General features: G+C 43.1%; 19 protein-coding genes. 12 read left to right on the top strand and 7 right to left on the bottom strand.

Annotated features, from left to right (window positions below; translation table 11 throughout):
• The first annotated feature begins 35 nt into the window (after nt 1–35).
• The gene (locus FN831_RS06070; protein ID WP_142527326.1) at nt 36–494 is read left to right on the top strand and encodes a carboxypeptidase regulatory-like domain-containing protein; all 459 of its coding nucleotides are present in this window, start codon (nt 36–38) and stop codon (nt 492–494) included.
• A 36-nt stretch (nt 495–530) separates the two neighbouring features.
• On the opposite strand, the gene FN831_RS06065 is transcribed toward FN831_RS06070, so the two are convergent.
• From FN831_RS06065 to FN831_RS06050, 4 genes are read right to left on the bottom strand one after another with little or no spacing between them, the layout of a single operon-like run.
• Entirely contained in the window at nt 531–1,385 is an 855-nt protein-coding gene (locus tag FN831_RS06065; protein WP_142527325.1) for an N-acetylglucosamine kinase, read from the bottom strand.
• A 17-nt stretch (nt 1,386–1,402) separates the two neighbouring features.
• Nucleotides 1,403–2,716: a TolC family protein gene (locus FN831_RS06060; RefSeq protein ID WP_142527324.1), complete on the bottom strand. Its 1,314-nt coding sequence runs from the start codon at nt 2,714–2,716 to the stop codon at nt 1,403–1,405.
• Between the two features lie 11 nt (nt 2,717–2,727).
• A complete protein-coding gene (locus tag FN831_RS06055; RefSeq protein WP_142527323.1) occupies nt 2,728–5,838 on the bottom strand; it encodes an efflux RND transporter permease subunit in 3,111 nt (1,036 codons plus the stop codon).
• Nucleotides 5,839–5,851: 13 nt separating this feature from the next.
• On the bottom strand, nt 5,852–6,922 hold the full coding sequence (locus FN831_RS06050) for an efflux RND transporter periplasmic adaptor subunit (RefSeq protein WP_142527322.1): 1,071 nt from the start codon (nt 6,920–6,922) through the stop codon (nt 5,852–5,854).
• A gap of 143 nt (nt 6,923–7,065) precedes the next feature.
• Between FN831_RS06050 and FN831_RS06045 the strand changes: the two genes are divergently transcribed.
• Complete coding sequence (locus tag FN831_RS06045) at nt 7,066–8,862, top strand: M61 family metallopeptidase (RefSeq protein WP_246101376.1); 1,797 nt, start codon at nt 7,066–7,068, stop codon at nt 8,860–8,862.
• A gap of 158 nt (nt 8,863–9,020) precedes the next feature.
• Here FN831_RS06045 and FN831_RS06040 read toward each other — a convergent pair whose 3' ends face one another.
• Nucleotides 9,021–9,506, bottom strand: a complete 486-nt coding sequence (locus FN831_RS06040; protein WP_185960399.1) for a hypothetical protein — start codon at nt 9,504–9,506, stop codon at nt 9,021–9,023.
• A 293-nt stretch (nt 9,507–9,799) separates the two neighbouring features.
• Here FN831_RS06040 and FN831_RS06035 point away from each other — a divergent pair, with 293 nt between their 5' ends.
• The 8 genes from FN831_RS06035 to FN831_RS06000 all read left to right on the top strand — a co-directional run bounded on the left by FN831_RS06035 (nt 9,800) and on the right by FN831_RS06000 (nt 21,568).
• Nucleotides 9,800–11,572: an AMP-dependent synthetase/ligase gene (locus tag FN831_RS06035; protein ID WP_142527321.1), complete on the top strand. Its 1,773-nt coding sequence runs from the start codon at nt 9,800–9,802 to the stop codon at nt 11,570–11,572.
• A gap of 1,020 nt (nt 11,573–12,592) precedes the next feature.
• Nucleotides 12,593–13,921 carry a DUF6089 family protein gene (locus FN831_RS06030; protein ID WP_142527320.1) on the top strand — a complete coding sequence of 443 codons (1,329 nt, stop codon included), beginning with the start codon at nt 12,593–12,595 and terminating at the stop codon, nt 13,919–13,921.
• A 118-nt stretch (nt 13,922–14,039) separates the two neighbouring features.
• Nucleotides 14,040–14,498 (top strand): MarR family winged helix-turn-helix transcriptional regulator, encoded by a 459-nt coding sequence (locus tag FN831_RS06025; RefSeq protein ID WP_142527319.1) that lies wholly within the window; start codon nt 14,040–14,042, stop codon nt 14,496–14,498.
• Entirely contained in the window at nt 14,479–16,884 is a 2,406-nt protein-coding gene (locus FN831_RS06020) for a 3-hydroxyacyl-CoA dehydrogenase/enoyl-CoA hydratase family protein (RefSeq protein ID WP_142527318.1), read from the top strand. The genes FN831_RS06025 and FN831_RS06020 overlap by 20 nt, the downstream gene beginning before the upstream one ends.
• Nucleotides 16,885–16,911: 27 nt before the next feature.
• Nucleotides 16,912–18,090 carry an acetyl-CoA C-acyltransferase gene (locus FN831_RS06015; RefSeq protein ID WP_142527317.1) on the top strand — a complete coding sequence of 393 codons (1,179 nt, stop codon included), beginning with the start codon at nt 16,912–16,914 and terminating at the stop codon, nt 18,088–18,090.
• 51 nt (nt 18,091–18,141) lie between these two features.
• The gene (locus FN831_RS06010) at nt 18,142–19,932 is read left to right on the top strand and encodes an acyl-CoA dehydrogenase family protein (protein ID WP_142527316.1); all 1,791 of its coding nucleotides are present in this window, start codon (nt 18,142–18,144) and stop codon (nt 19,930–19,932) included.
• Between the two features lie 247 nt (nt 19,933–20,179).
• A complete protein-coding gene (locus tag FN831_RS06005) occupies nt 20,180–20,656 on the top strand; it encodes an FKBP-type peptidyl-prolyl cis-trans isomerase (RefSeq protein WP_185960398.1) in 477 nt (158 codons plus the stop codon).
• Nucleotides 20,657–20,659: 3 nt separating this feature from the next.
• Nucleotides 20,660–21,568 carry an FKBP-type peptidyl-prolyl cis-trans isomerase gene (locus FN831_RS06000; protein ID WP_142527314.1) on the top strand — a complete coding sequence of 303 codons (909 nt, stop codon included), beginning with the start codon at nt 20,660–20,662 and terminating at the stop codon, nt 21,566–21,568.
• 15 nt (nt 21,569–21,583) lie between these two features.
• Here FN831_RS06000 and FN831_RS05995 read toward each other — a convergent pair whose 3' ends face one another.
• Together FN831_RS05995 and FN831_RS05990 are read right to left on the bottom strand one after the other, a co-directional pair.
• A complete protein-coding gene (locus FN831_RS05995; RefSeq protein ID WP_142527313.1) occupies nt 21,584–22,888 on the bottom strand; it encodes a cryptochrome/photolyase family protein in 1,305 nt (434 codons plus the stop codon).
• Entirely contained in the window at nt 22,885–23,793 is a 909-nt protein-coding gene (locus FN831_RS05990) for a TIGR01777 family oxidoreductase (RefSeq protein WP_142527312.1), read from the bottom strand. The genes FN831_RS05995 and FN831_RS05990 overlap by 4 nt, the downstream gene beginning before the upstream one ends.
• A 289-nt stretch (nt 23,794–24,082) precedes the next feature.
• Here FN831_RS05990 and FN831_RS05985 point away from each other — a divergent pair, with 289 nt between their 5' ends.
• Both FN831_RS05985 and FN831_RS05980 read left to right on the top strand, forming a co-directional pair.
• Nucleotides 24,083–25,336: a DASH family cryptochrome gene (locus tag FN831_RS05985; protein WP_142527311.1), complete on the top strand. Its 1,254-nt coding sequence runs from the start codon at nt 24,083–24,085 to the stop codon at nt 25,334–25,336.
• Nucleotides 25,337–25,436: 100 nt separating this feature from the next.
• Nucleotides 25,437–26,315: a MerR family transcriptional regulator gene (locus FN831_RS05980; protein ID WP_246101374.1), complete on the top strand. Its 879-nt coding sequence runs from the start codon at nt 25,437–25,439 to the stop codon at nt 26,313–26,315.
• Nucleotides 26,316–26,356: the final 41 nt, after the last annotated feature.

Below are 26,356 nucleotides of genomic sequence, written 5' to 3'. Positions count from 1 at the left end.
GGTGTACTTTCAAATTTAACTTTAATAACTATACAATGAAATTTTATAAAGCTTTTTTATGTGCTGCAGCACTCCTTGCCGCTGCGGCGTGTACGGTAAGAAACACACAACAGGCAGGCCTGAAAGAAGGGATTTCTGGACAGGTTACTTTCGCTGAAGGAAATATGATGCCGGGGCCCGGACAAAAACAGACCCCAAGGGGAGTGAAAAGAACGGTATATATTTATGACGCCGCTACTGCTGCTGATGCCGAGGGAGCAGCACCTTTATATACGGCGGTGCGTACCAGGTTAGTGGCAACAGTGAAGAGCGATACTGCAGGTCATTATTCCTGCAAACTTAAACCCGGAAGGTACTCTGTGCTGACCGGAGAAGAGGACGGGAAACTCTTTTCTTCCCTATCAAATGAAAAAGGAGAACTCAGCCCTGCCGAAGTTCTCCCGAATGAAGTACTGACATACAATATCTTGGTTAATTACAAGGCCGTATATTAGTAATAATTGTTTAATGAGGTCTGCAGCAAGTTATGCTCAGATTGTAATGCCTTCTTTTTTAAGGATATAATTGAAGATCCCTTCGATAGGTTTCTGCAATACCTTGCCCACACGAATCCCGTTTCTTTCGCATACACGCTTCAGGATATCCTGATAGTAGAAAGAAATGGATCCTACAAAATGGCAGGCAATGGTTTGATAGTCTTTAAAATCTTTGATATTGATGTTAATGAATTCCTGGAAACCGTCTTCCAGTACCTGCAGGATATAAGGATGTTCTCTGTTTTCATACATAAAACGGCTAAATCCTGCCAGATAAGTATTTGGCAGCGGGCGCTGGTATACATTAGTGATCACAGTTTCTTTGTCGATGTCATAATCGCGTGCAAAAAGAGTTCTGAGGTCTTCCGGCATTTGGTTATACAAATAAGAAGTGATCATCTTTCTTCCAAAGAATGTTCCTGATCCTTCATCACCAAGAATGTAGCCCAGCCCGTAATTACTGTCATATGTAGCCGTTCCATCAAAATAGGAAACGTTAGAGCCCGTACCTAAAATGCAGATCAAACCTTTCTCGTCACCACAGGTAGCATAGGCAGAACCGATCAGATCATTTTCAACACTGATAAAAGCCTTTGGGAAGAAGAGCGATAAACCATTTGAAATTACTTCATGTTTGTCTGGTGTAGAACAGCCTGCACCGTAAAAATAGATCTCTTTCACTTCTTCAGCAAACTCAGCCAGCATTTGTACCTTTGACAGGACCTTATAAATATCCTGCGCATTTAAAAAATAAGGGTTGATACCCTGTGTGTTGAAACTAATCGTTTTCCCGGAGTTGTACCCTAACCAATCAGTTTTGGTCGACCCGCTATCTGCTACTAAAATCATATACAAAAGTAACGACTTTATTGAACTTTTAATGTGCCGCTAACCTCTTTAAGATTGATTTCTGTCAGTTTAGCCTGATACTGTGCATCCAGAAAACGGATGATCGCATCAATGGAGTTTCTTTGCGCTTCACGCAATTCCAGCGGACTGATACTTCCCAGCCGGTATTTTTCAAAAGTGATTTCCAGATTTTCTTTAGCCAGGTCTACATTGCCGGTTTCCACTTTCAGCAAGTCAAGATTGGTGAGGTAATTCTGATAGGTTGATATCAGCAGGGCTTTTACATCCTGCTTTGTTTTTTCAAGCGTAAGTGCTGAGCTGCTGATCTCTACCTTTGCATTTCGCTCATTCTGGCGCTGCAGAAATCCGTTAAAAACATTGATGTCGGCCGTCAGTCCATAGGTAAATCCTTTGGCGCGCTGTGTGGTGGTAAATCCTGTGGGACTGTTACTTTGCGAATATTGATAACCTCCGTTAAGGCCTACAACCGGGTAACGCTGACCTTTTACTGCTTTCAGGTTCAGGTCTGCCAGTCTTTTGCTGATCATCGCATACTGCAGGTCGGGATTCATCTCCATCGTCAGCGCTTCCAGATCAGCGAGCTTGAGGTTGCTTTCAATGTCTACTTTTTCATCTACGGCGAAGGTGATATTCAGGTCTCTGGCCATCCACTGGTTCAGCGTGATTTTTGACGTATTTAACAGGTTCTTTTGCTGAAGATAAGTTGTAGTATCAGTATTGTAATCCACTTTTGCGGTTACCACATCCAGTTTGGATCCTCTTCCGATCTGTAGTTTGTTCTCGGCTATGACCACCCTGAGGCGGGAAATTTTCATTGCACTGTCGGTAGCACGCACTAGCTTCTGCTGTCTTACCACAGCATAGTATGACGATACAACATTCGATATCGTACTTAAAATCGTTGATTTGGCATTGGCTTCACCTTGTTTCTGCAGTTCCTTAAGGCGGGCATAATTGGTAAACATCTGCAAACCGTCAAAAATTGTCCAGTCCAGTGCCGCGCCATAACTCATATTCGTATTACGAACACCGTCGGCATTTACCTGTGCACCGGTAGAGCGTGTTTGCCTGGTATTTTGCCTGCTCCCCCCATCACTAAAGGTACCTCCCAGTGTTGGCAGCATACCAGCGTTTCCCAGATTAGCGTTGTTTTTGGCTATAGTAATCTGGTTTGCCACCAGTCGGATATCGTAGTTGTTCTTTAACGCAGTGCTGATGGCCTCTTCAAGGCGAAGCGTGTCTTGTCCCTTCACCATTTGTGTACAGCAGGAAATCAATACGGCTAACGAATAAAATAAATGTTTGTTCATTTGTCTGTAATTTAGGCTGTAGCAGTTTCTTCAGCCAATGCTGCTTCAAGAGATCTTTCCAGTTCAGTATTTGCTTTATGTTCTTTAGACCAGTAGGAATAGATGGAAGGGATCACGAAAAGTGTAAGTACCAGGGAGAATGTTGTTCCGCCCACGATCACGATACCCATACCCATCCGGCTTTTTGCAGCAGCACCCAGGGCCATAGCAATAGGCAATGCGCCGATGGCGATAGCCAGACTGGTCATCAAGATTGGTCTCAAGCGTGAAACCGAGGCTTCTCTGATGGCGTCATGTACATTTTTCCCTTCTTCTTTCAACTGATTTGCAAACTCCACGATCAGGATACCGTTTTTAGTTACCAGTCCGATCAGCATAATCGTACCGATCTGGCTGAATATATTCCAGCTCTGTCCAAATAACCAAAGCGATAAAAAGGCTCCCGCAACGGCCATTGGTACGGTAAGAATGATAATTACAGGATCTTTGAAACTCTCAAACTGTGCTGAAAGGATCAGGTAGACCAGCAATAATGCCAGGCCGAAGGCAAACAGGGTATTGGAAGAACTTTCTTTAAAATCCCGGGATTCACCACTGAGGTCGGTAGAGAATGTTTCGTCCAGAACTTTTGCACTAATCCTGTCCATGGCTTCAATTCCGTCACCAATACTTTTGCCAGGTGATAAACCGGCAGATACTGTAGCTGCTGTAAAACGGTTATTTCTGAATAACTGGGGCGGACTGCTTTCTTCCTTTGCAGAAACAAGGTTATCAATCTGGATCAGCTCTCCCTTATCACTACGTACATACACAGAACTGAGGTCCAGCGGGTCCTTACGGTTGCCGCGGTCAAACTGGCCGATTACCTGGTACTGTTTCCCGTTCATAAAAAAGTAGGAGAAACGCTGACCACTGAGGCCCAGCTGCAGCGTTTGTGCAATAGCAGAAACCGAAACACCCAGGTTTTTGGCCTTGTCACGATCAATAGTCAGATTGATCTCCGGTTTGTTGAACTTGAGATTTACATCTGAAACTGTAAATGTAGGATCTTTGCTTACCTCATCCATAAACAGCGGGACTTTCTCTCTTAGCTTTTCAAAGTTTTGTGCCTGGATGATATAACTGATGGGTAAACCCCCGCGCCGGCCTACGGAGATCGTTGGCTGTTGGGTGACTACAACTTTTCCTTCGGAATATTTCTTAGTGATCCTGGTCAGCTGCGCGGCAATCTCCTCCTGAGAGCGCCCGCGTTCATCCGGAGGGGTAAGCCCCATCCTGATAATCCCGCTGTTGACGGAGCCTGAACCCCCAAAACTTGGTGAACTGATGGTGATCAGTACGGCTTTCTCAGGAACAGAATCCTGGATCATCTTGCTGATCTTCATCATAAATGCATCCGTATAATCAAATGATGATCCTTCAGGCGTAGTGATATTCATATTGATCAGGCTCCTGTCGTCATATGGCGCTGTTTCTTTTGGCAGGATCTTCCAGAACAATACAATCAGGCCTACGCAGACCACGATAATGGGAATAGCCAGCCATTTCTTATTCAGGAATTTATCCAGGTTCTCCGCATAGTTATCGTTAAGCGCCACAAAGTAAGGCTCAGACCAGTTGTAAAAGCGTGATTTGGTATGCCCGGTGCTTTTCATCAGGTAGGCATTCAGCATTGGTGTAAGCGTCAGCGATACAAATGCCGAAATCAGCACGGCAGCGCCAATAACAATCCCGAACTCCCGGAACAACCGCCCGACAAACCCCTGCAGGAATACTACCGGTAAAAATACCGCGGCAAGGGTAATGGAGATGGAGATAACCGCAAAAAAGATCTCATTCGAACCCTTGATGGCTGCTTCAAAGGGAGAATAACCTTCCTCTACCTTTTTAAAGATATTCTCTGTGACCACGATCCCGTCATCTACTACCAGACCTGTTGCAAGTACGATAGCCAGTAAGCTGAGTACGTTGATGGAAAATCCACAGACGTACATGATAAAGAATGTGAATACCAGTGATACCGGAATATCAATCAAAGGCCGAACAGCAATTGCCCAGTCGCGGAAAAACAGGTAAATGATAATAATTACGAGTACAAGTGACAAAATGATTGTTTCCGCAACCTCTGTCACAGAGGTTTTGATAAATCTGCTGTTATCCAGTGATATGTTTAACTGCATATCCTTTGGAATATCTTTCTTCAGCTGCTCAAACCTTTTGTCAAATTCCTTGGAAATCTCCAGGTAATTTGCTCCAGGCAATGGAATCAGTGCCACGGACACCATCGGCCTTGCCGACTCCCTCAATATAGTTTCTTCATTTTCAGGACCAAGCTCTGCATAACCTACATCTTTGAGTTTGATAACATTGTTCACATCATTTTTCAGGATCAGGTTGTTGAACTGCTCTTCATTGGTGAGTTTTCCGAGGGTTTTCACGGTGAGCTCAGTACTGGCACCTGTGATCTTACCGGAAGGAAGCTCCACATTTTCGTTATCCAGAGCCGTTACGATATCCTGTGAAGTCAGGCCATAAGCCGCAAGTTTGTTCGGGTCTATACGGATACGCATAGAATATTTTTTCTGTCCCTGGATCTGCACACCACTTACACCTGCAATGGTCTGGATCCGCTCTGCGATTACGTTTTCAGCGTAATCACTCAGTTCAAGCGCATTTCTTTTATCGCTCTGCACCGTCATGGTAATGATCGGGTCTGAATTGGCATCCGCTTTACTCACTACAGGGTTTCCATCGATATCCTTGGGTAAGCTCCTTGCAGCCTGCGACACTTTATCGCGCACATCATTTGCGGCCTCCTCAATATTCTTATCAAGGTTAAACTCAATGGTAATGTTACTGCTTCCCTGGTTACTGGATGAGGTCATGTTCCTGATCCCGTCAATTCCGTTAATGGATTTCTCCAGTGGCTCCGTAATTTGGGACTCAATGATATCTGAATTGGCTCCGGGATACGAGGTACGTACAGACACTACTGTCGGATCTATATTCGGGAATTCCCTGACACCAAGAAAGGTGTACCCGATTACTCCAAAGAGCAGGATCATCAGGTTCATCACTATTGCAAGAACAGGTCTTTTTATACTGGTGGTTGATATACTCATTTTGGTATGTTTATTATTTAACCACAGATACTTTTACTGGTGCATCCTCTTTAAGGCTCATTGCACCCGTAGTTAATACGGTATCACCTGACGCCAGCCCAGAAGTAATCACAATGCTCTCTTCGGTACGCGTACCGGAATGAACCTCAACCTGTTTGGCCTTTCCATTTTTGCTGATAAATACAGTTTTACCTTTCAATACAGGAATGATAGCTTCATTGGGAACAAGAATTGCATCTTCTACATTGCTGAGTACAAGCGACACCTTGGCGAATGAACCGGGGAGCAGTTCATTGTTGCTGTTTTGTGCCAGTGCTTTGATCTGCAGCGTCCTGGTTTGGGCATTGATGCCTGGTTCAATAGCAAAAACTTTCCCGGTATAAATCTGACTTGAGGCGTCCGTCCGAAAGGTAATGCTTGAATTCATTTTGATCTGCCCCATGTATTTCTCAGGCACGGAGAAATTAATTTTTACAGGGTTGGTGTTTAGCAGATTTGCAATAACTGTTGTTGGCGTAATATATACGCCCACAGAGATTGAACGCAGTCCGATTTTTCCACTGAAAGGTGCGATAATCGAAGTTTTTGCCAGCTGTGCCCGGATCAGTTGCCCCTGTGCTTTCAGTGACTTCAGATCTGCAAGTGCAGCATCATATTCTTCCTGGCTGATCGCGCCTTTCGCAAGCAGCTGTTTCGCACGGTTTTCATTGCTGGCCGATAGATTTTGTTTGGTAAGTGCTTCCTGTAACTGCGCCTGAATGTCACGGTCGTTGATTTTTACGAGTACGCTTCCTTTGGTCACAGTACTGCCTTCTTTAAAAAAGATCCCCGTCACCAATCCTGATACCTCGCTCTGCAGGGCAACAGATTCATTGGCTTCGATCGTTCCTGTTACATCGAGGTTGGTAGCGAATGAAGCTGGTTTGATGATAATGCCGTTTACAGCGAAACTTTGTGTTTTGCCACCTTTTGCACCAGCTCCGGCAGCCGGGCCTTCCAGCTTCTTGTTAGCAGCGATACGGTGATAAACAAGATAAACAATCCCTACAAAAAGAAGGGTATAAACGACGTATTTCAGTTTCATATAAGGTTATGGGAGCGGTTAAGTGAAAACAAAAATATTCAAATTAGTTCTCGAACGCTACTTGTATTAAGGATGTTACAGCTAAATCATTATTTTAACCATCATCACATTACAGATGTTCTAAATTTGCCCAAAAAAAATATATGAATATCAAAAAATTGGCAATGATGTTAATGATTTGCGGCCTTCCCTTTCTGGCTGCCAAGTCACAGGTTAAAATTAGTTATGTGGTAAGCTTCAAAGAGCCGCAAACCCACTATGCTGAAATTGAAATGAACGTTTCGGGCCTGTCTAAACCATATGTCGATGTTAAAATGCCTGTCTGGACACCAGGATCATACCTGATCAGGGAATTTGCTAAAAATGTAGAGGATGTTTCAGCAACAGCAGGTAATACGTCCCTGAAAGTGGAAAAGGTGAAAAAGAATACCTGGAGGATATACAGCAATAAATCAAATTCCCTGAAAATCAATTACAGTGTATATTCATTCGAAGTGTCGGTACGTACGCCGTTTGTTGATGCCAGTCATGCTTTCATATTTCCTACCGGAGTATTCATGTACCCGGATAACCAGCTGTCTGCATCCAGTACCGTAAAGATTATCCCTTTTAAAGGCTGGGAAAAGGTTTCTACCGGTTTGGAGCCTGTAGCCGGGCAACCTTTTACTTATATGGCAAAAAACTTTGATATCCTGTTTGACAGCCCTATAGAAGTTGGTAATCAGGAAATTTTCGAGTTTATGGCAGCAGGTGTAAAGCATACCGTTGCAATGTATGGTGGCGGTAAGTATGATCCGGAACGCCTGAAGGTAGATATGCCAAAGATCGTGGAGGAGGCTACAGCCTTGTACGGAGAAAATCCAAATCAGCACTATACTTTCATCGTCCACAACTTGTCAAAAGGCAGCGGCGGACTGGAACATTTAAATTCAACTGTGCTTGGTGTGGCCAGAGACAGTTATGCTACTGACGCCGGTTATAAAAGCTTTTTAGGCCTGGTAGCACATGAATACCATCACTTATGGAATGTAAAGCGCCTGCGACCTGTTGCTCTTGGTCCTTTTGATTATGAGAATGAAAACTATACAACCAATTTATGGATCGCCGAAGGATTTACTTCTTACTATGAAAATAAATTTATGCTTCGCGCAGGATACCGTTCTCCCGACGAGTTTGCAGGATCTTTAATCAATAAGGTTGCCAACATCATCAATACACCGGGATCGAAAGTTGAATCTGCGGCGGCATCCAGTTTTGATGCCTGGATTAAATACTACAGGCCAAACGAGAACTCAAACAACTCAACTGTGTCTTATTACAACAAGGGCGAGGTGATCGGGCTGTTACTGGATCTCGAAATTATCAATGCTACAAAAAGTGTAAAAAGTCTGGATGATGTGATGAAAGCAATGTACCTGCAATGTAAAGCGAAGGGCAGGGGATATACCGATGCCGAGTTTAAAGCGATGGCAGAGCAGATCAGCGGGATTAGCCTTAACGATTTTTGGGAAAAGTACGTAAATGGTGTTTACCCTATTGAATATGCGAAGTATTTTGGATATGCCGGTATAAAGGTTCAGAATGAGAATGAAGGAAAGAATTTACCTTATCTGGGTATTGCTACCCGTGCATCGGACGGACATGTGAGTATCATTGCTGTTTCACGCGATTCTGGTGCCTGGAAAGACGGCCTGAATGTGAATGATGAGGTAATCAGTATAGATGGTGCTGATGCTGAACCAAATGTGAACGGTATGGGAGTCCTGGCAGGCAAAAAGGTTGGTGATGTGATTACGGTTAAGATCAAACGCGATTTCCTGGATAAGGAAATCAAGGTTACACTGAGAGCGAATCCTAATGTGAGCCTGGTTCCATCCATACCCGAAGGTGTTACTGAAGGTCAGCGCAATGTGCTGAAGAAGTGGATGTCGCTGAAGTAGCTTTTGACCTGCCGTATTACAAACCTTCCTGCATTGGATAACCCTAAAAAAAGAGCACCTCTCCATCATATTTTCCACTGCATTTCAGCAGCAGGCAGCATTGATGGAGAGGTGCTCTTTTTTTGAAGCCAGAAATTATCCGGCTATGCGATCTTTGATTAGAAAGTAAAACGCAGCGAAAGTCCTACTCCCGATGCATCAAAGTCAGTATCAGGAGCCAGCTGAATTGCAGGTTTCCAGTCTAAGGACAAGTTGATCGGCGCATCTCTGAATTTATAGTCTAAACCCAGTACACCGTCTACAGAAAGATAAAGATCGCTTGAGTTGTAAGGTCCGTATTCATATTTTACAGAACCAATACTTGCACCGCCACCATAATACCAGTTCAGGCCGGGAGCATCGGTAACAGGAAGATATACTTCATACAAACCTGTAACCCTAAAATATTTATAGTTGTTATTAGATCTGAAGTTGGCAATGAGGTCCAGCATTTTGTTTTCACCAAGTGTGGTTTTGAAAGTTACACCGTTAGCGGCGCCGAAACGACCACCGATGGCATTGTCATAGCCCTGAGCTTTTGAAGTAGAATGGATCGCGAGTGTAGCGATGAACGCTAAACAAAGTATAGTAAATACTTTTTTCATATGTTTTGATAAGTTTGTTTATGATTTTCTTCTTAACAATTATTATGCCGTCTGTCTTTATACGGTAATATTTTTTGATAATAAAACAATCTCAGATATATAAATTAGCGTTACTGACGGAGGTTTTTTACAGCTGTGGCTGATTACCTGAAAGAAATTATTTCTCAGTTGAAATTGGTTTCATTACACTGATTTATTTATTAGATTTGATATAATCCCTGCACCCCGGATCAGTTTCTGCCTGAAAACTCAGGTGGGTTCCGGTGCATGATAACCGATATAAATCTAAATGTATGCCCGAAACCATAACAAGAGTATTTGATCTTCTCAAATACAATTTAGAGAAATTTCCGAAAGATGAATTCATCAGCGGCAAGATCAAAGGGGTGTGGAAGAAATACAGCACACATGAATTTTGTGATACCGCAGATCGCCTCAGCAGAGGTTTAATTAGGCTAGGTGCGGGTAAAGGTTCTCGGATAGCCGTGATGTCACATAACAGGCCGGAATGGAATATCACTGATTTTGCCATTACGCAGATTGGTGCATACCAGGTTCCGCTTTATCCAACTTTGCCTGAACACGATATCAAATTTATACTTGAAGATGCCGAAGTAAGCATTCTTTTTGTTTCTGATGAAGTTCTCTGCCAAAAAGTGAAATCAGTAATCAGCAGCATGACGATGCCGGTTAAAGTCTTCACTTTTGAAGATGTTGCCGGAGCGGAAAACTGGATGGAGCTCCTGAATGACGGTGCCGCCAATGCAGGAACCGACCTGGAACCTTACCGGGCTGCGGTAGATACCGGCGATATACTGACACTGATTTATACTTCAGGTACAACAGGAACGCCAAAGGGTGTCATGTTAACACATGCCAACCTGATTATGAATTTTAAGAATTCTGCTATACTGTTACCTCCCGGGGTTAAAAAGGGCCTTAGTTTTTTACCCTTATGCCATGTTTATGAACGCATGATTATCTATCTGTATATCTACAGCGATGTTGCTGTTTATTATGCGGAAAGTATGGAGACGATTGTTGCGGATATCCAGTTTGTAAAGCCCAATGTCTTTTGCACCGTTCCAAGATTACTTGAAAAAGTGTATGATAAGATTATGGAGAAGGGGAAAGCACTTACCGGGCTGAAAAAAAAGATTTTCTTCTGGGCGCTTGCACTGGGTGAGCAGTTTGAAACAGAGAAAGACTGGTTTTATCATTTTAAATTGAGTATCGCAAGAAAGCTGGTCTTCGTCAAATGGAGAGAAGCCCTTGGAGGGGAGATTGTGATCATTGTATCCGGGGGCGCTGCGTTGAATCCACGCCTGACCCGTATTTTCTGGGCAGCCGGCCTATGCGTAATCGAGGGCTACGGACTAACAGAAACCTCTCCCGTTATCAGTTCAAACTACCTTGATAAGATTATGTTCGGTACTGTGGGACACCCTATCGCTGGTGTAGAGGTGAAGATTGCAGAAGATGGAGAGGTACTTACAAGAGGAGCTCATGTGATGAAGGGTTATTATAAGAGAGATGATCTCACTGCTGAAACCATCGACGCGGAAGGCTGGTTCCACACCGGTGATATCGGGGAACTGGTGGGAGACGGATTTCTGAAGATTACCGACCGGAAGAAAGAGATCTTCAAAACCGCCGGCGGTAAATATATCGCACCACAGATCCTCGAGAATAAGTATAAGGAATCTACGCTGATCGAGCAAATCATGGTGCTCGGAGAGAACCGTAAGTTTCCGTCCGCACTGATCGTTCCAAATTTTGCAGCTTTAAAACTGTGGTGTGAACACAAAGGGATCACTTATACATCCAAAGAAGAGATCATCAGGGACCCTCAGGTGATTGAAAAGTTTAATCAGGAAATTATCAATGGCTCTGTCGAATTTGGTAAATGGGAACAGGTAAAGCGTTTTGTCTTGCTGGCTAAAGAATGGAGTATTGAAGGCGGTGAATTTAGCCCTAAATTAAGTTTAAAGCGTAAAGTAATATTGGAGAAGAATAAGGATGTCATTGAAAAGCTTTATAAAGATGCAGAAGATTATAAGCATTAAAGTTCAAGGGCTATGAACCCAGATGATAATCTATCATTTAATTTTGCTATTAGGTTTACTGTTTAATTTTAAAGAAATGTAGTTCAGTAAGTTACAATTGAATCAGTTTTTAAAATCGATGGTATCAATCGTTTGAACATGACCGCACTCCGTCCTAGATTGTAAGGTCAGACCTAACTGGATTTAAGCTGGGAAATACGTGGCGGTCTGGTATGTTTTATTGTTTTTATGTCACGGCGTTTTCCGCGAATTTAAAGGGGGTCTTGCCTGGGGTAAGTCCACAGAAGTACCGCTATACCACCACGTGAACACCGTTAAAAATAACTAGTTGGTTTTTAGCAGTGTTCACGTGATGGTATTGTAGTGTTGCCGCGGAGTTACCCAAAGCGAAGTCCGAACAAAAGGCGATGAAAGTTGAGTAAAAGATAACCACTGCCCCAATTTCAGAATAACAAAAAAAGTATGGATTGTATGCCTGACTTTTGTTTGATTCTTCCTATTTCAATATGATAGTGAAATTAGTAGTGGCGAAATGCTGAAAGAGATTGCCTTTATCAGTATAGGCAACTTGTATTCTGTTTTGATATCAATCATGTACTGTTCAGTATTACTGCTCCGTTGTAACGCTAATTTATTGCCCCTGGTAGGGGGTTGGAAGCGCTCAAGCGCTTCCAACCCCCTACCAGGGGCAATCGACCCCCCTCTCAATGCCCTTAAAAGACAAAGCAGTATACGTTCAGTATAAAACTTGTCCCATACTTATATCAGTAGCGGTTACTGAAGATCCTACAGTTTATACATAGAGAAAGATGAATGAAAATTATTAAACACAATTAATCCGTTCAGCTATTTCTGTCTATCATTCCGAGCATGTGACAATGAATCTTTTAGTGATCTATACTACAGTAAAATGTGTAAAAATGCGCTGGATGGGCGATTAGGCAGTATTTTTTAACTTGGTACAGATATTGCGTACTTCAGGAAAAAATACGGGAACCAAATTAACTTTAGACTCATATTATGAAACAACAATTATTAAAATGTCTGCCGGTAGCATTAGCTGCCTTATTTATTGGTGGTGCTGCACAAGCGCAAACAGCAGCAGCTACTTCGGCTTCACAGCAGTTCAGTACCTGGTCTGTGGGTGTAAACGCTGGTGTACTTTCTCCAATCTCTCCACTTGGTGGGAAAAACGATTTCTCTAACTGGAAGTCGAGTTTAGGATATGGTTTGTACGTTAAGAAACAATTTACTCCATATTTCTCCCTGAAGTTAGACGGAATCAGAGGTAAACTGAAAGGCGATAACTCAGAGCCTTATGACAGTGGTACAGCTGTTACTGGCGGAAACACGGCTTATGAAACTGATCTTTCCTATGCAGGAACTTTAAGTGCACAGGTAAATATGTTTAACATCGACCTGTTCAAAAAACAGGATGTTCTGCAATTATATGTTTCAGCTGGTGCAGGTTTAGCAGGTTACAAACCTACAGTAACTTCTGCTGGTGGTGTTACTGCTGATTATGCTGACGGAAAAACGATCAGTGAACTGGTTATCCCTGTTGGATTAGGTGCTAAATTCAGAGTATCTGAAAATATCAACTTTGATTTGGGATGGTCTGTTTACTTTGTTGATGGTGATAACCTTGATGGTACTTACCGTAACAACAACAGTGATAAATTCAACTATGCACATGCTGGTTTAGAATTTGCACTGGGCAAAGGAAAACAACTTGCTTACTACAACCCGGTAGCAGCTTCTTACGACGAAGCTGTACAGGCTAAACAACTTGCTGGTTCACTAAAAAGTGATTTAGATAACCAAAAAGCTGAAAATGCTAAACTGAGATCTGAAATGGATGACCTGTTGAAAGATTCAGACGGTGACGGTGTTGCAGATAAACTGGATAAATGTCCTGGTACACCAAGCGGTACTGTAGTTGATGGTGGTGGATGTCCTTTAGTACAGCCTAAACCTATTGAAAAAGTAATTATCACTGAAGAAGACCGTCGTGTGGTGAGAGATGCGATTAAAAACTTAGAGTTTGACTTAGGTAAAGCTACAATCAGATCTAAATCTTTCCCAACACTTAACCGTGTTGCTAATCTTTTAGTTAAGAAAAGCTTCAGTCTGAAATTAGCAGGTCACACTGATAATACAGGTTCGGATGAATTGAACATGAGATTATCTAAAGACAGAGCTGAATCAGTTAAAGCTTACCTGGTTTCACAAGGTGTAAATGCATCAAGAGTTGAGGCTACAGGTTATGGCGAAACACAACCAATTGCAACCAACAAAACTGCAGCTGGACGTCAGAAAAACAGACGTGTAGAATTTACTTTATACTAGTAGATCTTTAAGCCTATACAGCCGCCGGAGTTCATCTCCGGCGGCTTTTTTTTGCTCTTTTTTTTCCTTGCATTCAAAGATAATATTCTTTAGCTTTGTTATGCAAGCATAGTATTTAATGAGACACGAAGAAACGATAGACTATTTATTGAAGGTAGTTTGGCAGAATATGTCGAATACCTATAACCAGATTGCTTCAGGCTTTGGGATCACTCAAGCTATTGGATATGTGCTGATTAATATTGATAAGGAAGGCACAGCAGTTTCGCAGCTGGCGGGTTTACTAGGGGTTAAAGCCACCAGCCTCTCGCGCATACTGAGCAGTATGGAAGAGAGCGGACTGATCTACAGGGAAGCCGTGCCATCAGACAAAAGATCCGTGAAGGTGTTCCTTACTGATTATGGCAGGGAGAAAAGGCAGCTCGCCAAAGGTGTGGTACGCTCCTTTAATGAGTACCTCAATACCCACCTGACCGCTCAGGAAAAAGAAGGTGTCATTCATACCCTGCAAAAATTGAATAAACTCACTTTAGCATATACTGTAACTACAGAAAACGATGAACAAAAAGATAAATAAAGTAGCTGTACTGGGTTCCGGAATTATGGGCTCCCGTATTGCTTGTCACTTTGCGAATATAGGAGTAGAGGTATTATTGTTAGATATTGCCCCCGGGGACCTTCTTCCCGAGGAGCAGGCAAAGGGATTGACACCAGATAACCATGCTGTAAAAAACCGTATTGTTAACAATGCTTTGCAGAATGCAATAAAAACTAATCCTTCGCCAGTATACAGCAAAAAAACAATTGCGAAGATCAGTACTGGGAATTTCGGTGATGATATGGCAAAAATTGCAGGTGCCGACTGGATCATAGAGGTAGTGGTAGAAAACCTGGATATCAAGAAAAAGGTATTTGAGCAGGTGGAGCAATTCCGCAAGCCAGGAACTTTAATTACTTCCAATACATCCGGGATTCCTATTCACCTGATGGCAGAAGGCAGATCAGAGGATTTTAAAGCCAATTTCTGTGGTACACACTTTTTTAATCCGCCCCGTTATCTTCGTTTGCTGGAAATCATACCTACCCCGGATACCCGGCCGGAGAATGTTGATTTTCTGATGCATTATGGCGATAAGTTTCTGGGCAAAACTACTGTATTGTGTAAAGACACCCCTGCCTTTATTGCCAACAGGGTTGGGGTATATTCGATTATGGCTTTGCTGCATCTGGTAGAAAAGCTTGATCTGACAGTAGAGGAGATCGATAAATTTACCGGTCCTGCATTGGGAAGGCCTAAGTCTGCTACCTTCCGTACTTCGGATGTGGTAGGATTAGATACCATGATCAGGGTAGCCAAGGGATTATATGATAACTGCCCTGATGATAAAGCACATGATTTATTTAAACTTCCTGCTTACGTCCTGAAGATGGAAGAAAATAAATGGCTCGGTGATAAAACCCAACAGGGTTTCTATAAAAAAACAAAAACCGCAGATGGCAGTACGGAGATCCTTGCACTGGATTTAAAGACCCTGGAATACCGGCCACAGGAAAAAATAAAATCAGCTACGCTGGAACTAACAAAGCCGATCGAAAATGTAAGGGACAGAATGAAAATTTTTGCTGCGGGCAAAGACAAAGCGGCAGAAGTTTTCAGGCATTCTTTTTTTGGACTGTTTGAATATGTATCAGATCGCATTCCAGAGATTTCGGACGAACTGTTCAGGATCGATGATGCGATGCGTGCCGGGTTTGGCTGGGACCTTGGTCCCTTTGAAGTGTGGGACGCTGTAGGCATCGCGGAATCAATCGAAGGAATGAAAGCGTATGAGAATGAAGCAGCAACCTGGGTCCATGAGATGCTTGCTGCAGGACATACTTCGTTTTATAAAGTAGAGAGCGGAATTAAAAAATATTACGATATCCCTTCAAAAAGTTATCTGCCTGTGCCGGGCGCAGGTGAATTTATTATCCTGGATAATATTCGGGCTGCCAAAACGGTGTGGAAAAATTCTGGTGCCTCGATTATAGATCTTGGCGATGGGATCCTGAACGTGGAGTTTCATTCCAAGATGAATACGATTGGCGGCGATACATTGCAGGCTATTAATAAGGCTATAGACCTTGCAGAGAAAGAATACAGAGGACTGGTGATCGGTAACGACGGTGCCAATTTCTCTGCAGGTGCAAATGTAGGAATGATCTTTATGATGGCTGTAGAGCAGGACTGGGACGAACTGAATATGGCCGTGAGATCTTTTCAGAATACATCGATGAGGATCAGGTATTCATCTATACCCGTAGTTGTAGCACCGCATAATCTTGCGCTGGGCGGCGGTTGTGAATTTAGTTTGCATGCCGACCACGTACAATTAAATGCAGAAACCTATATGGGACTGGTTGAGTTTGGCGTTGGGCTGATCCCGGGCGGAGGTGGTTCCAAAGAATTTGCCTTACGCGCCTCGGATGAATATAAGGAAGATCAGATCGTTCAGAATGTATTAAAGGATCGTTTCCTTACGGTAGCGATGGCTAAGGTTTCTACTTCGGCAGAAGAGGCCTTTGAACTGGGTTACCTTCAAAAAGATAAATATTCAATATCCATGAACCGGAGCAGGCTCATTGCAGATGCCAAGGCGAAAGCAATTGAACTGGCCGATGCGGGTTATACCAAGCCTGTACCGCGCAAAGATATCAGGGTATTGGGTAAACAGGGACTGGGAATCGTTTACGCAGGAGCAAATACGATGTATTCGGGTAAATATATCTCGGAACATGATAAAAAAATCTCGGAGAAACTAGGTTATGTGATGTGCGGTGGCGACCTGTCTGCTCCAACCGAGGTGACTGAACAGTACCTGCTGGACCTGGAGAGGGAGGTTTTTCTGTCGCTCTGCGGAGAAAGAAAAACGCTGGAGCGCATTCAGAGTATTGTAACCAAGGGCAAACCTTTACGTAACTAATTCATCATTATAATTAGAAAAAAAATCATGCAGGAAGCATATATCATAGCAGGTTTACGTACAGTGGTGGGCAAAGCGCCCCGTGGCGTATTTCGTTTTACCAGGGCCGATGATCTGGCGGCAGAGGTAATCAGACAATTGGTAGACCAGGTACCCAACCTGGATAAGGAGCAAATAGATGATGTGATTGTAGGGAATGCCACGCCGGAGGCAGAGCAGGGCCTGAACATCGGAAGAATGATCTCGCTGATGGGACTGGATACAGATAAGGTTCCGGGAGTAACGGTGAACAGGTATTGCGCATCCGGACTGGATACAATCGCTACTGCGGTGGCGAAGATTAAAAGCGGCATGGCCGATGTGATTATTGCCGGAGGAGTGGAAGTGATGTCGGGTATGCCATTTGGTGGCTGGAAAATAGTGCCTAATGCGGATGTAGCAAAGAAAAACCCTGATTGGTATTGGGGAATGGGGCTTACGGCAGAGGCTGTAGCCACAGAATATAAGGTGAGCCGTGAAGACCAGGATGAGTTTGCCTACAAATCTCATATGAAGGCCATTGAGGCGATCAAAAACGGTCATCTCAAAGCTGGGATCGCGCCAGTTACAGTAACTGAAAATTATCTGGATGCTGCAATGAAGAAAAAGACAAGAACTTATGTGGTAGATACCGATGAAGGGCCGCGTGAAGATACAAGTCCTGATAAACTGGCGAAGCTGAAACCTGTGTTTGCTGCAGGCGGCAGCATCACCGCAGGTAATTCATCGCAGACTTCTGACGGAGCCGCATTTGTACTGGTGGTTTCAGAAAGTAAATTAAAGGAACTGGGCGTTGACCCGATTGCAAAGCTGGTAGGTTATGGTGTAGTGGGCGTACCTCCAAGGATTATGGGGATCGGACCGATTGATGCGATCCCGCTTGCGCTGAAAAGAGCAGGTTTGAAACTGGAACAGATGGACCTGGTTGAGCTGAATGAAGCTTTTGCTTCTCAGTCGCTGGCCGTGATCAGAGCCCTGGACCTTAACACAGAAAAACTGAATGTAAACGGTGGAGCAATCGCTCTCGGCCATCCCCTGGGATGTACCGGTGCCAAACTGACCGTACAATTATTTAATGAGCTGAAACGCCGGGAGGGAAAATATGGAATGGTAACGATGTGTGTGGGCAGCGGACAGGGCGCTGCCGGTATTTTTGAAATGCTTTAAACTGGACTGAGTCTTTGAATCAAAATGAACTAACCTAAATATAAAATTGATATGGATACTACAGATAAAATAACAGCAAAGGGTGGCGAATTCCTGATCAGGGAGACCTCATTCCGGGATGTATTTATTCCTGAAGAATTTGATGAAGAACAGCAGATGATCGCACAGACCTGCCGGGATTTCCTAAACTCAGAAGTTTACCCTAATCTGGATAGGATCGATCATCAGGAAGAAGGCCTGATGCAGTCGCTTATGACCAAGGCCGGTGAACTGGGAATTCTGGGTGTTTCTATCCCTGAAGAATTTGGCGGATTTGGAAAGAATTTCAATACTTCGATGCTGGTGGCCGATGTCATCGGGGCAGGGCACTCCTTCGCGGTAGCCCTATCAGCCCATACAGGAATTGGTACTTTACCTATCCTGTATTATGGGGACGATGCTCAGAAAGAAAAATATATCCCGAAACTGGGAACCGGAGAATGGAAAGCCGCTTATTGTCTGACAGAACCTAATTCAGGCTCTGACGCCAATTCGGCCAGAACAAAAGCAAAGTTATCCGAAGATGGTACGCATTATCTGATCAACGGTCAGAAGATGTGGATCACCAATGGCGGTTTTGCGGATATATTTATTGTTTTTGCCAAAATTGACGATGATAAAAACTTGACGGCTTTTATCGTGGAACGTGATTTCGGAGGAATTACAATGAACCCCGAAGAACATAAAATGGGGATCAAGGGTTCCTCCACACGCCAGGTGTTCTTTAATGACTGCCCTGTGCCGGCAGAGAATATGCTTTCTGAGCGCCAGAACGGTTTTAAGATTGCTGTGAATATCTTAAACATCGGCAGGATTAAACTGGCAGCAGCAGCTGTGGGTGCATCAAGACATGTGATCAGTACCGCTGTTAATTATGCGAATGAGAGGATCCAGTTTGAGCGTCCGATTTCAAAATATGGTGCTATCCGGTATAAACTGGCAGAAATGGCTACTAAAGTATATGCTGTGGAATCTGCGAACTATCGTGCCGGTCAGAATATCGATGATGCTTATGAAGCTCTGGTTGCCGGCGGAATGGAAAACAGTAAAGCCAAGCTGAAATCTACCGAACAATTTGCAGTGGAATGTGCGATACTCAAAGTTTGGGGTTCTGAAGCATTGGATTATGTGGCAGATGAGGGTGTCCAGATTTACGGAGGTATGGGTTTTTCTGCCGAGGCACCAATGGACCGTGCTTACCGTGATGCACGGATCAACAGAATTTTTGAGGGAACAAATGAGATCAACAGGCTGCTGACAGTAGACATGATGCTGAAAAGGGCTATGAAAGGTGAGCTGGACCTGATGACGCCTGCTACTGCTGTAGCGGCAGAGCTGATGTCTATTCCCGATTTTGGTGAAGAGGATGACACTTTGTTTGCTGCGGAAAAGAAAATCATTACTAATTTGAAAAAGGCAACGCTTATGGTGGCTGGAGCCGCGGTGCAGAAACTGATGCTCAGTCTTTCGAAGGAACAGGAGATCCTGATGAATATTGCGGACATGGCGAGTTATGTTTATGTGGCAGAATCAGTATTGCTAAGAACAGAAAAACTGGTTAACCTGAAGGGTGCTGAAGCCTGCGAAGGGCAATTGAACATGATGCGGATTTATTTGGTAGAGGCGGTTGATGCGTCCCAGAAGGCAGGGAAAGAAGCTTTATGGGCTTTTGCAGAGGGAGATGAGCAGCGTATGATGCTGGTAGGGTTGAAAAGATTTACCAAAATGGAACCATTTAATGTGAAAAATGCACGCCAGCAGGTGGCACAGCAGCTAATCGCTGCGAATAAATATTGTTTTTAGTACAGATCAGTTTAAGGAAAGATCATACTTTTCCTGTAAAAGTTCTTTCTTAAGATCCGGTAAAGCCCGGTGTTTGTAATGTTCAGGAAAGTTTTTTGAATCCGGGAGTATTGCAAACCCCGGGTTTTTCGTTTTGTATTTGTTAAAATTGGTTAAATATTGTACCATCCCCAATAAAAGACTATTTTTGTGCAATATGTTAAAAATTAGGAATCTGTTGCTTGTTGTTCTAGCTTCATGTTTGTACATGGCCTGTAAAACGGATCCATTGTATGACAAGGAGGCGCAACTTCCTTCAGATCTCGCAAAAATCACGCACTATCTTGATAGTACAAAACAAACTGCAGATTTTAAGAAGGATCCGAGGGGATTCTACTACCAGGTTATTAACATAGGACCTGATACTGGAAAAACAGCGCTGCCTGATGACAGTATACGTGTACATTATATTGGCAGAACATTTCCCGAGGGCACTTTATTTGATTCTACCGCAACCAGCATCGATGACACTGTAGCTACCAAACTGAAGCTTGCTGATGCTATCGAAGGGTGGCAGAAGGGGATTCCGCTGATAAAGGTCGGAGGGCGGATCAGGTTGCTGATCCCTGCAGCCCTGGGTTACCAGAACCGGAGAATAAGCACAATATTACTGCCCAATACAAACCTTGATTTTGACATCAGATTAATTCCTTTACACACAAAAAAAGTTCCAACAACACCATAAATAATGCTTAAAAAGTTTTCAGGATATATCCTAGCCTTAGCTGGCCTAACCATCATTTTTACCTCTTGTAAAAAGGATTATGAATCCATACAGAGTACAGACAATGCGAAAATTACAGATTACATCACAAAAAATAATCTGACCAGTAGCATGATACTGGACTCCGCAAAAACAGGATATTACTATCAGATACTGACTCAGGGGACAGGAAATGTGTTAAAGAACACAGACTCTATACTTTATACTGGTACGATTAAAGGCCTTGAAAATGGTGTTACTTATCTTTCTACAGGTAGTTACTACAATCTGGGTACTTTTGTGGGATATACCAACTCGCTGAGCTATAATAGCGCCGCTTATAATATTCCTGCGATTCGTGATGTGATGCTGAAACTGAAACGTGGGGGTTCTGCAAGGATACTACTTCCTTCTCATCTTGCCTTTGGCAGAAATGGGACTGGGGATGTTCCTTCTAATCAGAATATTGATTTAACAATAACAACGTACCCAGATACTACACAGGCACAGCTTGATGACAGGCTGATACAGGCTTTTGTGACAAGCAAAGGTTTAAGTATGACTAAAGATCCTTCAGGAATTTGGTACAGTATTTCGGCCGTTGGAAGCGGGACATATCCAATTACGGCCAATTCTGGTATTCAGATAGCCTATACAGGTCGTTTGACTGATGGAACGGTTTTTGATTCAAGTACTGACAATGGAAGCGCAGCAGATATTACTGGTTTTATACCTGCATTTAGCAAGTTACTTCCCGGAAAGTTAGAAAAGGGTGGGAAAATCCGGATGATCATACCTTCTAGACTTGGTTATTCAACAACAGGTAACGGGGTTGCCGTTCCTGGAAATGCGATTTTAGATTTCGACTTAGAAATTTTGTCCGTTACACAATAAATAAAGCCTGGCGGATTAACCCGCCAAAGCTTCTTTAAATACTTTGAGAATCCTTTCTCTTGCAAAAGCATGCTCAACTATAGGTTGTACATGCTTTTCTGTTTTATACTCAGGCGCCCAGTGGTAGATGTACTTATTCTTAGGATCAAATTTCTTTGCCTGCAGCTCGGGATTAAACACCCTGAAATAGGGTGCTGCATCATTGCCACAGCCGCAGGCCCATTGCCATCCTCCCACATTGCTGGCCATTTCGTAATCCAGTAACTTCTCTGCAAAGTAAGCTTCGCCCCAGCGCCAGTCGATCAGCAGATGTTTCGTTAAAAAACTACCTACGATCATTCTGACCCTGTTGTGCATATAGCCAATCTGATTCAGTTGGTTCATCCCGGCATCAACAATAGGATATCCGGTTTTACCATTTTTCCAGGCTTCAAATTCCTTTTCATCATTGCGCCATCTGATATTATCATATGCCGGTTTAAATGACTTGGTTGCCACCTGTGGAAAATGCCAAAGGATCATCATATAGAAATCCCTCCAGGCTAGCTCCGAAAGCCATTTGTTTGCTTTGGCATCCTGCGCAGTGGAAGCAGCATCCCTGATGCTTACAGTTCCAAACCTGAGATGCAGGCCAATCCTTGTAGTCGCATCATCTCCGGGATAATCCCTTCGTTCTTCATATTCAGCAAGTTTTCTTTCAAAATCCGCAGAAGGAAATTCCTGATCAGATTTCTCAAAGCCCAGGGAAGATAAGGATGGAAAAGCCAGGGGATCCGTTTGGAATAAGTTCTTCAGATACTTCTCAACAGGATATGCCTTCAGATAAAAACCATTCAGTTTGAGCATCCACTGGCGGAAATATGGGGTGAAAACAGTATAAGGCTTGCCATCTGCTTTCACCACCTCGTCCTTTTCAAAGATCACCTGATCTTTGTAAGTATGCAGGGCGATGTCTTCAGAGCGCAGGAATTCAGCAAGGCTATCATCCCGCTCTGCAGCATAAGGTTCGTAATCATGATTGGTATACACATTTTTAACGGTATATTCTTTTAACAGGGATGACCAGGCTTGTTCAGGTGTACCGTGTTTAATCAGTAGCGAAGATCCCTTCTTTTGCAATTTATTTTCAATCTCCTGTAGCTGCTGGTAAATAAAGGTTACCCGCGCATCCTTTTTATCATGCAGGTCATCTAGTATGTTTTTATCAAATATAAACAGCAGTAATACAGGAAACTCTCCTTTTAATGCGTGATATAATGCGGCGTTATCATTTAATCTTAAATCTCTTCTCAGCCAGCAAATGTTAATCTCTTTGTTCATGAACTATAAATATCGGATAAAGCATCTTCAAGACGGATGTAGCTGAAGGTAAATCCTGTGCTTAATAATTTTTGTGCGGAAGTGTTGGTGCTGTTAAGTACTACAGCACTCATTTCTCCCAGGATGAGTTTCATCACGCTCTCTGGTACAGCAATCGGCCATACCGGTCTGTGCAGTTGTTTTGCAATGGCTTTAGTCAGCATTTTGTTCGTTACAGGAAAAGCTGCGCAGGCATTGTAAACCCCTTCTAAAGACTTATCCTTTACAGCGTGTATATAAATCCGGGTCATGTCCTGATGATGTATCCATGGAATCCATTGTTTACCTGTTCCAAGCGGAGCACCAACAAAGAATTTTATGGGTACAGACATCTGTGGTAATGCCCCGTCATCCTTACTCAGCACTATCCCTGTGCGAATTTTAACAACCCTGAGCCCAAGTTCCTTTCCTTCGTCGGCAGCCTTTTCCCATTTGGTACAGCATTCTGCCATAAAATCAGTTCCTGCAGGGCTGGTTTCTGTGAGGATTTCGTCGTCCCGCTGTCCATAGTAACCTACCGCAGCTGCGGAGATAAAATTCTTTACCTGATTGCTGTGTTCAGCCAAGGTTTTAAATAATAAGCGGGCAGACAATACCCGGCTGTTGATGAGTTCTTTTTTACGTTTTTCAGTCCACTTCTCTTTGGCAATACCTTCACCGGCCAGATGGATAATAGTGTCTACATCTTTCAGGCAACTGGCATCAATCGTCCCTTTGTTGACGTCCCACAGGAAAACCTGAACATTATCGATCTCTGTAAGCTTCCTGGTAAGTACGGATACCTGATATCCGGATTCCAATAGGGCCCGGACCAATTCTTTTCCAAGCATGCCTGTGGCACCCGTGATTAAAATACGCTCATTCATAATTTATATACCTCGATAATCTGATTTTGGTTTTAAATCTGTGTTTTTTATAGAAGTATTTGTTTTGCTTATGTAAATATTACTATCGGTATTAGTTGTTAGGATAAAAATGCTATATTTTTGATCCTTATTACTGAAAATTTAGTATTATCAGTATAAAGCCTGCATAAGATTGCATCAAGCTGGATTTTGAGCGCTCGTGTCTTAAAAAACAGATCTACACTGCGTCTAAATAAATCTTGTGCAAAATCAGAAACATTAGCTGCCTTAGGCTGTTGGAGATAAAATCATGAAAGAGAAGAAGATACTCGTTTGGTTTAGAAATGATCTGCGTTTACATGACAATGAAATGTTGGTGGAAGCAATCGCGAAGTCAGACAGTATTCTACCCGTATACTTTTTTGATCCGGCACATTTCGAATACAACGCAGAAGGGAAAATCAAAGAAGGGAACAGCAGGGTTCAGTTCCTGATCGAGAGTGTATCTGCGCTGCGGGAATCTTTGAAGAAAATAGGCGGTAATCTACTGGTGGTGAATGGAAGCCCCGAAGAACATATGCCTGCGCTGGTAGAGCAATATGAAATTGCAGAAGTTTATCATCACCGCGAGGTGGCCACCAAAGAGACTACAGTTTCTTCCAATGTGGAAGACCTGCTCTGGAAACTAAAAGTTAACCTGAAGCATTTCATTGGCCATACGCTTTACAACAAAGAAGATCTTCCTTTCCCGATTAAAGACATTCCTGATATTTTTGCGCAATTTAAAAAGAAGACAGAGCGAGATGCAATTGTAAAAGCATGTTTTCTATCCCCTGAAGTGATCAGCCTGGTTGAGGTTGATTCCTGGGGCGAGCTGCCGGATTATGAGGCGGTATCCACTGGTCCCCTTGGCGGAGAAGAAAGTGGGATTGCTCACTTAAACGATTTGTTTAGCGAAGGAGCGGAGATTTATGCCAGGATCAACAGCCGGACAAATGCAGATAAACATGTTTATTCCTCAAAATTATCACCATGGCTGGCCTTAGGTTGTCTCTCGCCAAGAAAGGTGTACTGGGCAGTGAAGGATGCAGAGCGAAAATTTGGTACAAATGGTAATTTTAGCCATCTGATCCTTGGGCTGCTGTGGCGCGATTACTTTAGGTTCATGTTTAAGAAACATACCCTGCATTATTTTACAGACATTGTTACTGATATAGAAAGCCCTTCGGATGCAGGGCAGTCCGAGATAAATCTGCAGGCATGGAAAGACGGTAACACCGGGCACGGACTGGTGGATAAATATATGAATGATCTCAATGTATCAGGTTTTATTCCTCACGCAGGACGGCTGATCGTGGCTACTTTCCTGATCTATGTACTGAAATTAAACTGGCTGGACGGGGCGAGCTACTTTGAACAAAAGCTGATCGACTATTCTCCGGCAAGCAACTGGGGCAACTGGGCAAACGTAGCTATGGGAGGGAAAGACCCGCGTTCGAAAAACACTTTTGATCTGGATAAACAAATTAAAATGCTGGACCTGGAGATTTATGCTCCTTCCTAAAATATCAGGGCATATTTAGCATGGGATTGAAAAGTTTTTTATTATGTTAGACAAAAATAAAAGAAGGAACAATTTTGTTTAATAGCTGTTAACGAAGAAAGTGAAAAAATTTTCAATCAGTGACATCGAAGGCCTTATAGGTATTAAAGCGCACACGATCAGAGCGTGGGAAGCGAGGTACAATCTGGTACCGCCAAAAAGAACACCAACGAATATCAGGTTTTATGATGAAGATGATCTGAAACTGCTGCTCAATATTGTTACACTCAATGAAAAGGGCTATAAGATCAGTAGGATCGCCAAGATGACAAAGGAGCAGATTGCTGAAATGGTCATGCAGTTTCAGTCCGACTTTAACAATGACACTGTACAGGTACTCCGTCTGTCTGATGCGACACTTCATTATGATGAAGTTGCTTTTGCAGAAATCCTTTCAGGATGTATCGAGGAATTCGGGCTCACAAAAACCATGGACCTGGTGCTTTTTCCTTTCATGAAGAAAGTTGGGATGCTGTGGCAGACCGGTGCAATAGACCCCTCACAGGAGCATTTTGCTTCTAACCTGATCCGCGACAGAATCATTGTCGAGATCGATAAAATTGAAAAACCTGTTAAAGAAAACCCTAAAAGATTTTTATTATTCCTGCCCGAAGCAGAAATGCATGAAACCGGACTGCTTTTTGCGAGGTACCTGCTGAAAAGCTGTGGAATGGATACACTTTACCTGGGACAGGAAATTCCATACAGTGATGTGAAAAAAGTCATTGTTTCCTACAAGCCAGACTACGCTTTTATTGTTCTTACTTCATTGAACCTGGGAAAAGATATCAACAAAATAATTGGAAAAGTGATGGAGCATGTGAATGTTCCTTTACTGGTTGCAGGAAGTTTAATATCGGAATTTGATATTCTTGTAGACAATCGCCTTACACCACTGAAAAACGTTTGTGACATCACAGATTTTCTTGAAGAATTATGACCGTTTTACGCGGTAAAATCCTAATTTTGCCATACTTATAT

This window comes from Pedobacter westerhofensis (assembly GCF_900182595.1).
GTDB classification, from domain to species: Bacteria; Bacteroidota; Bacteroidia; order Sphingobacteriales; family Sphingobacteriaceae; genus Pedobacter; species Pedobacter westerhofensis.
The sequence above is the reverse complement of the archived record's forward strand: the minus strand, read 5'-3'. Positions and strand labels throughout refer to the sequence as shown.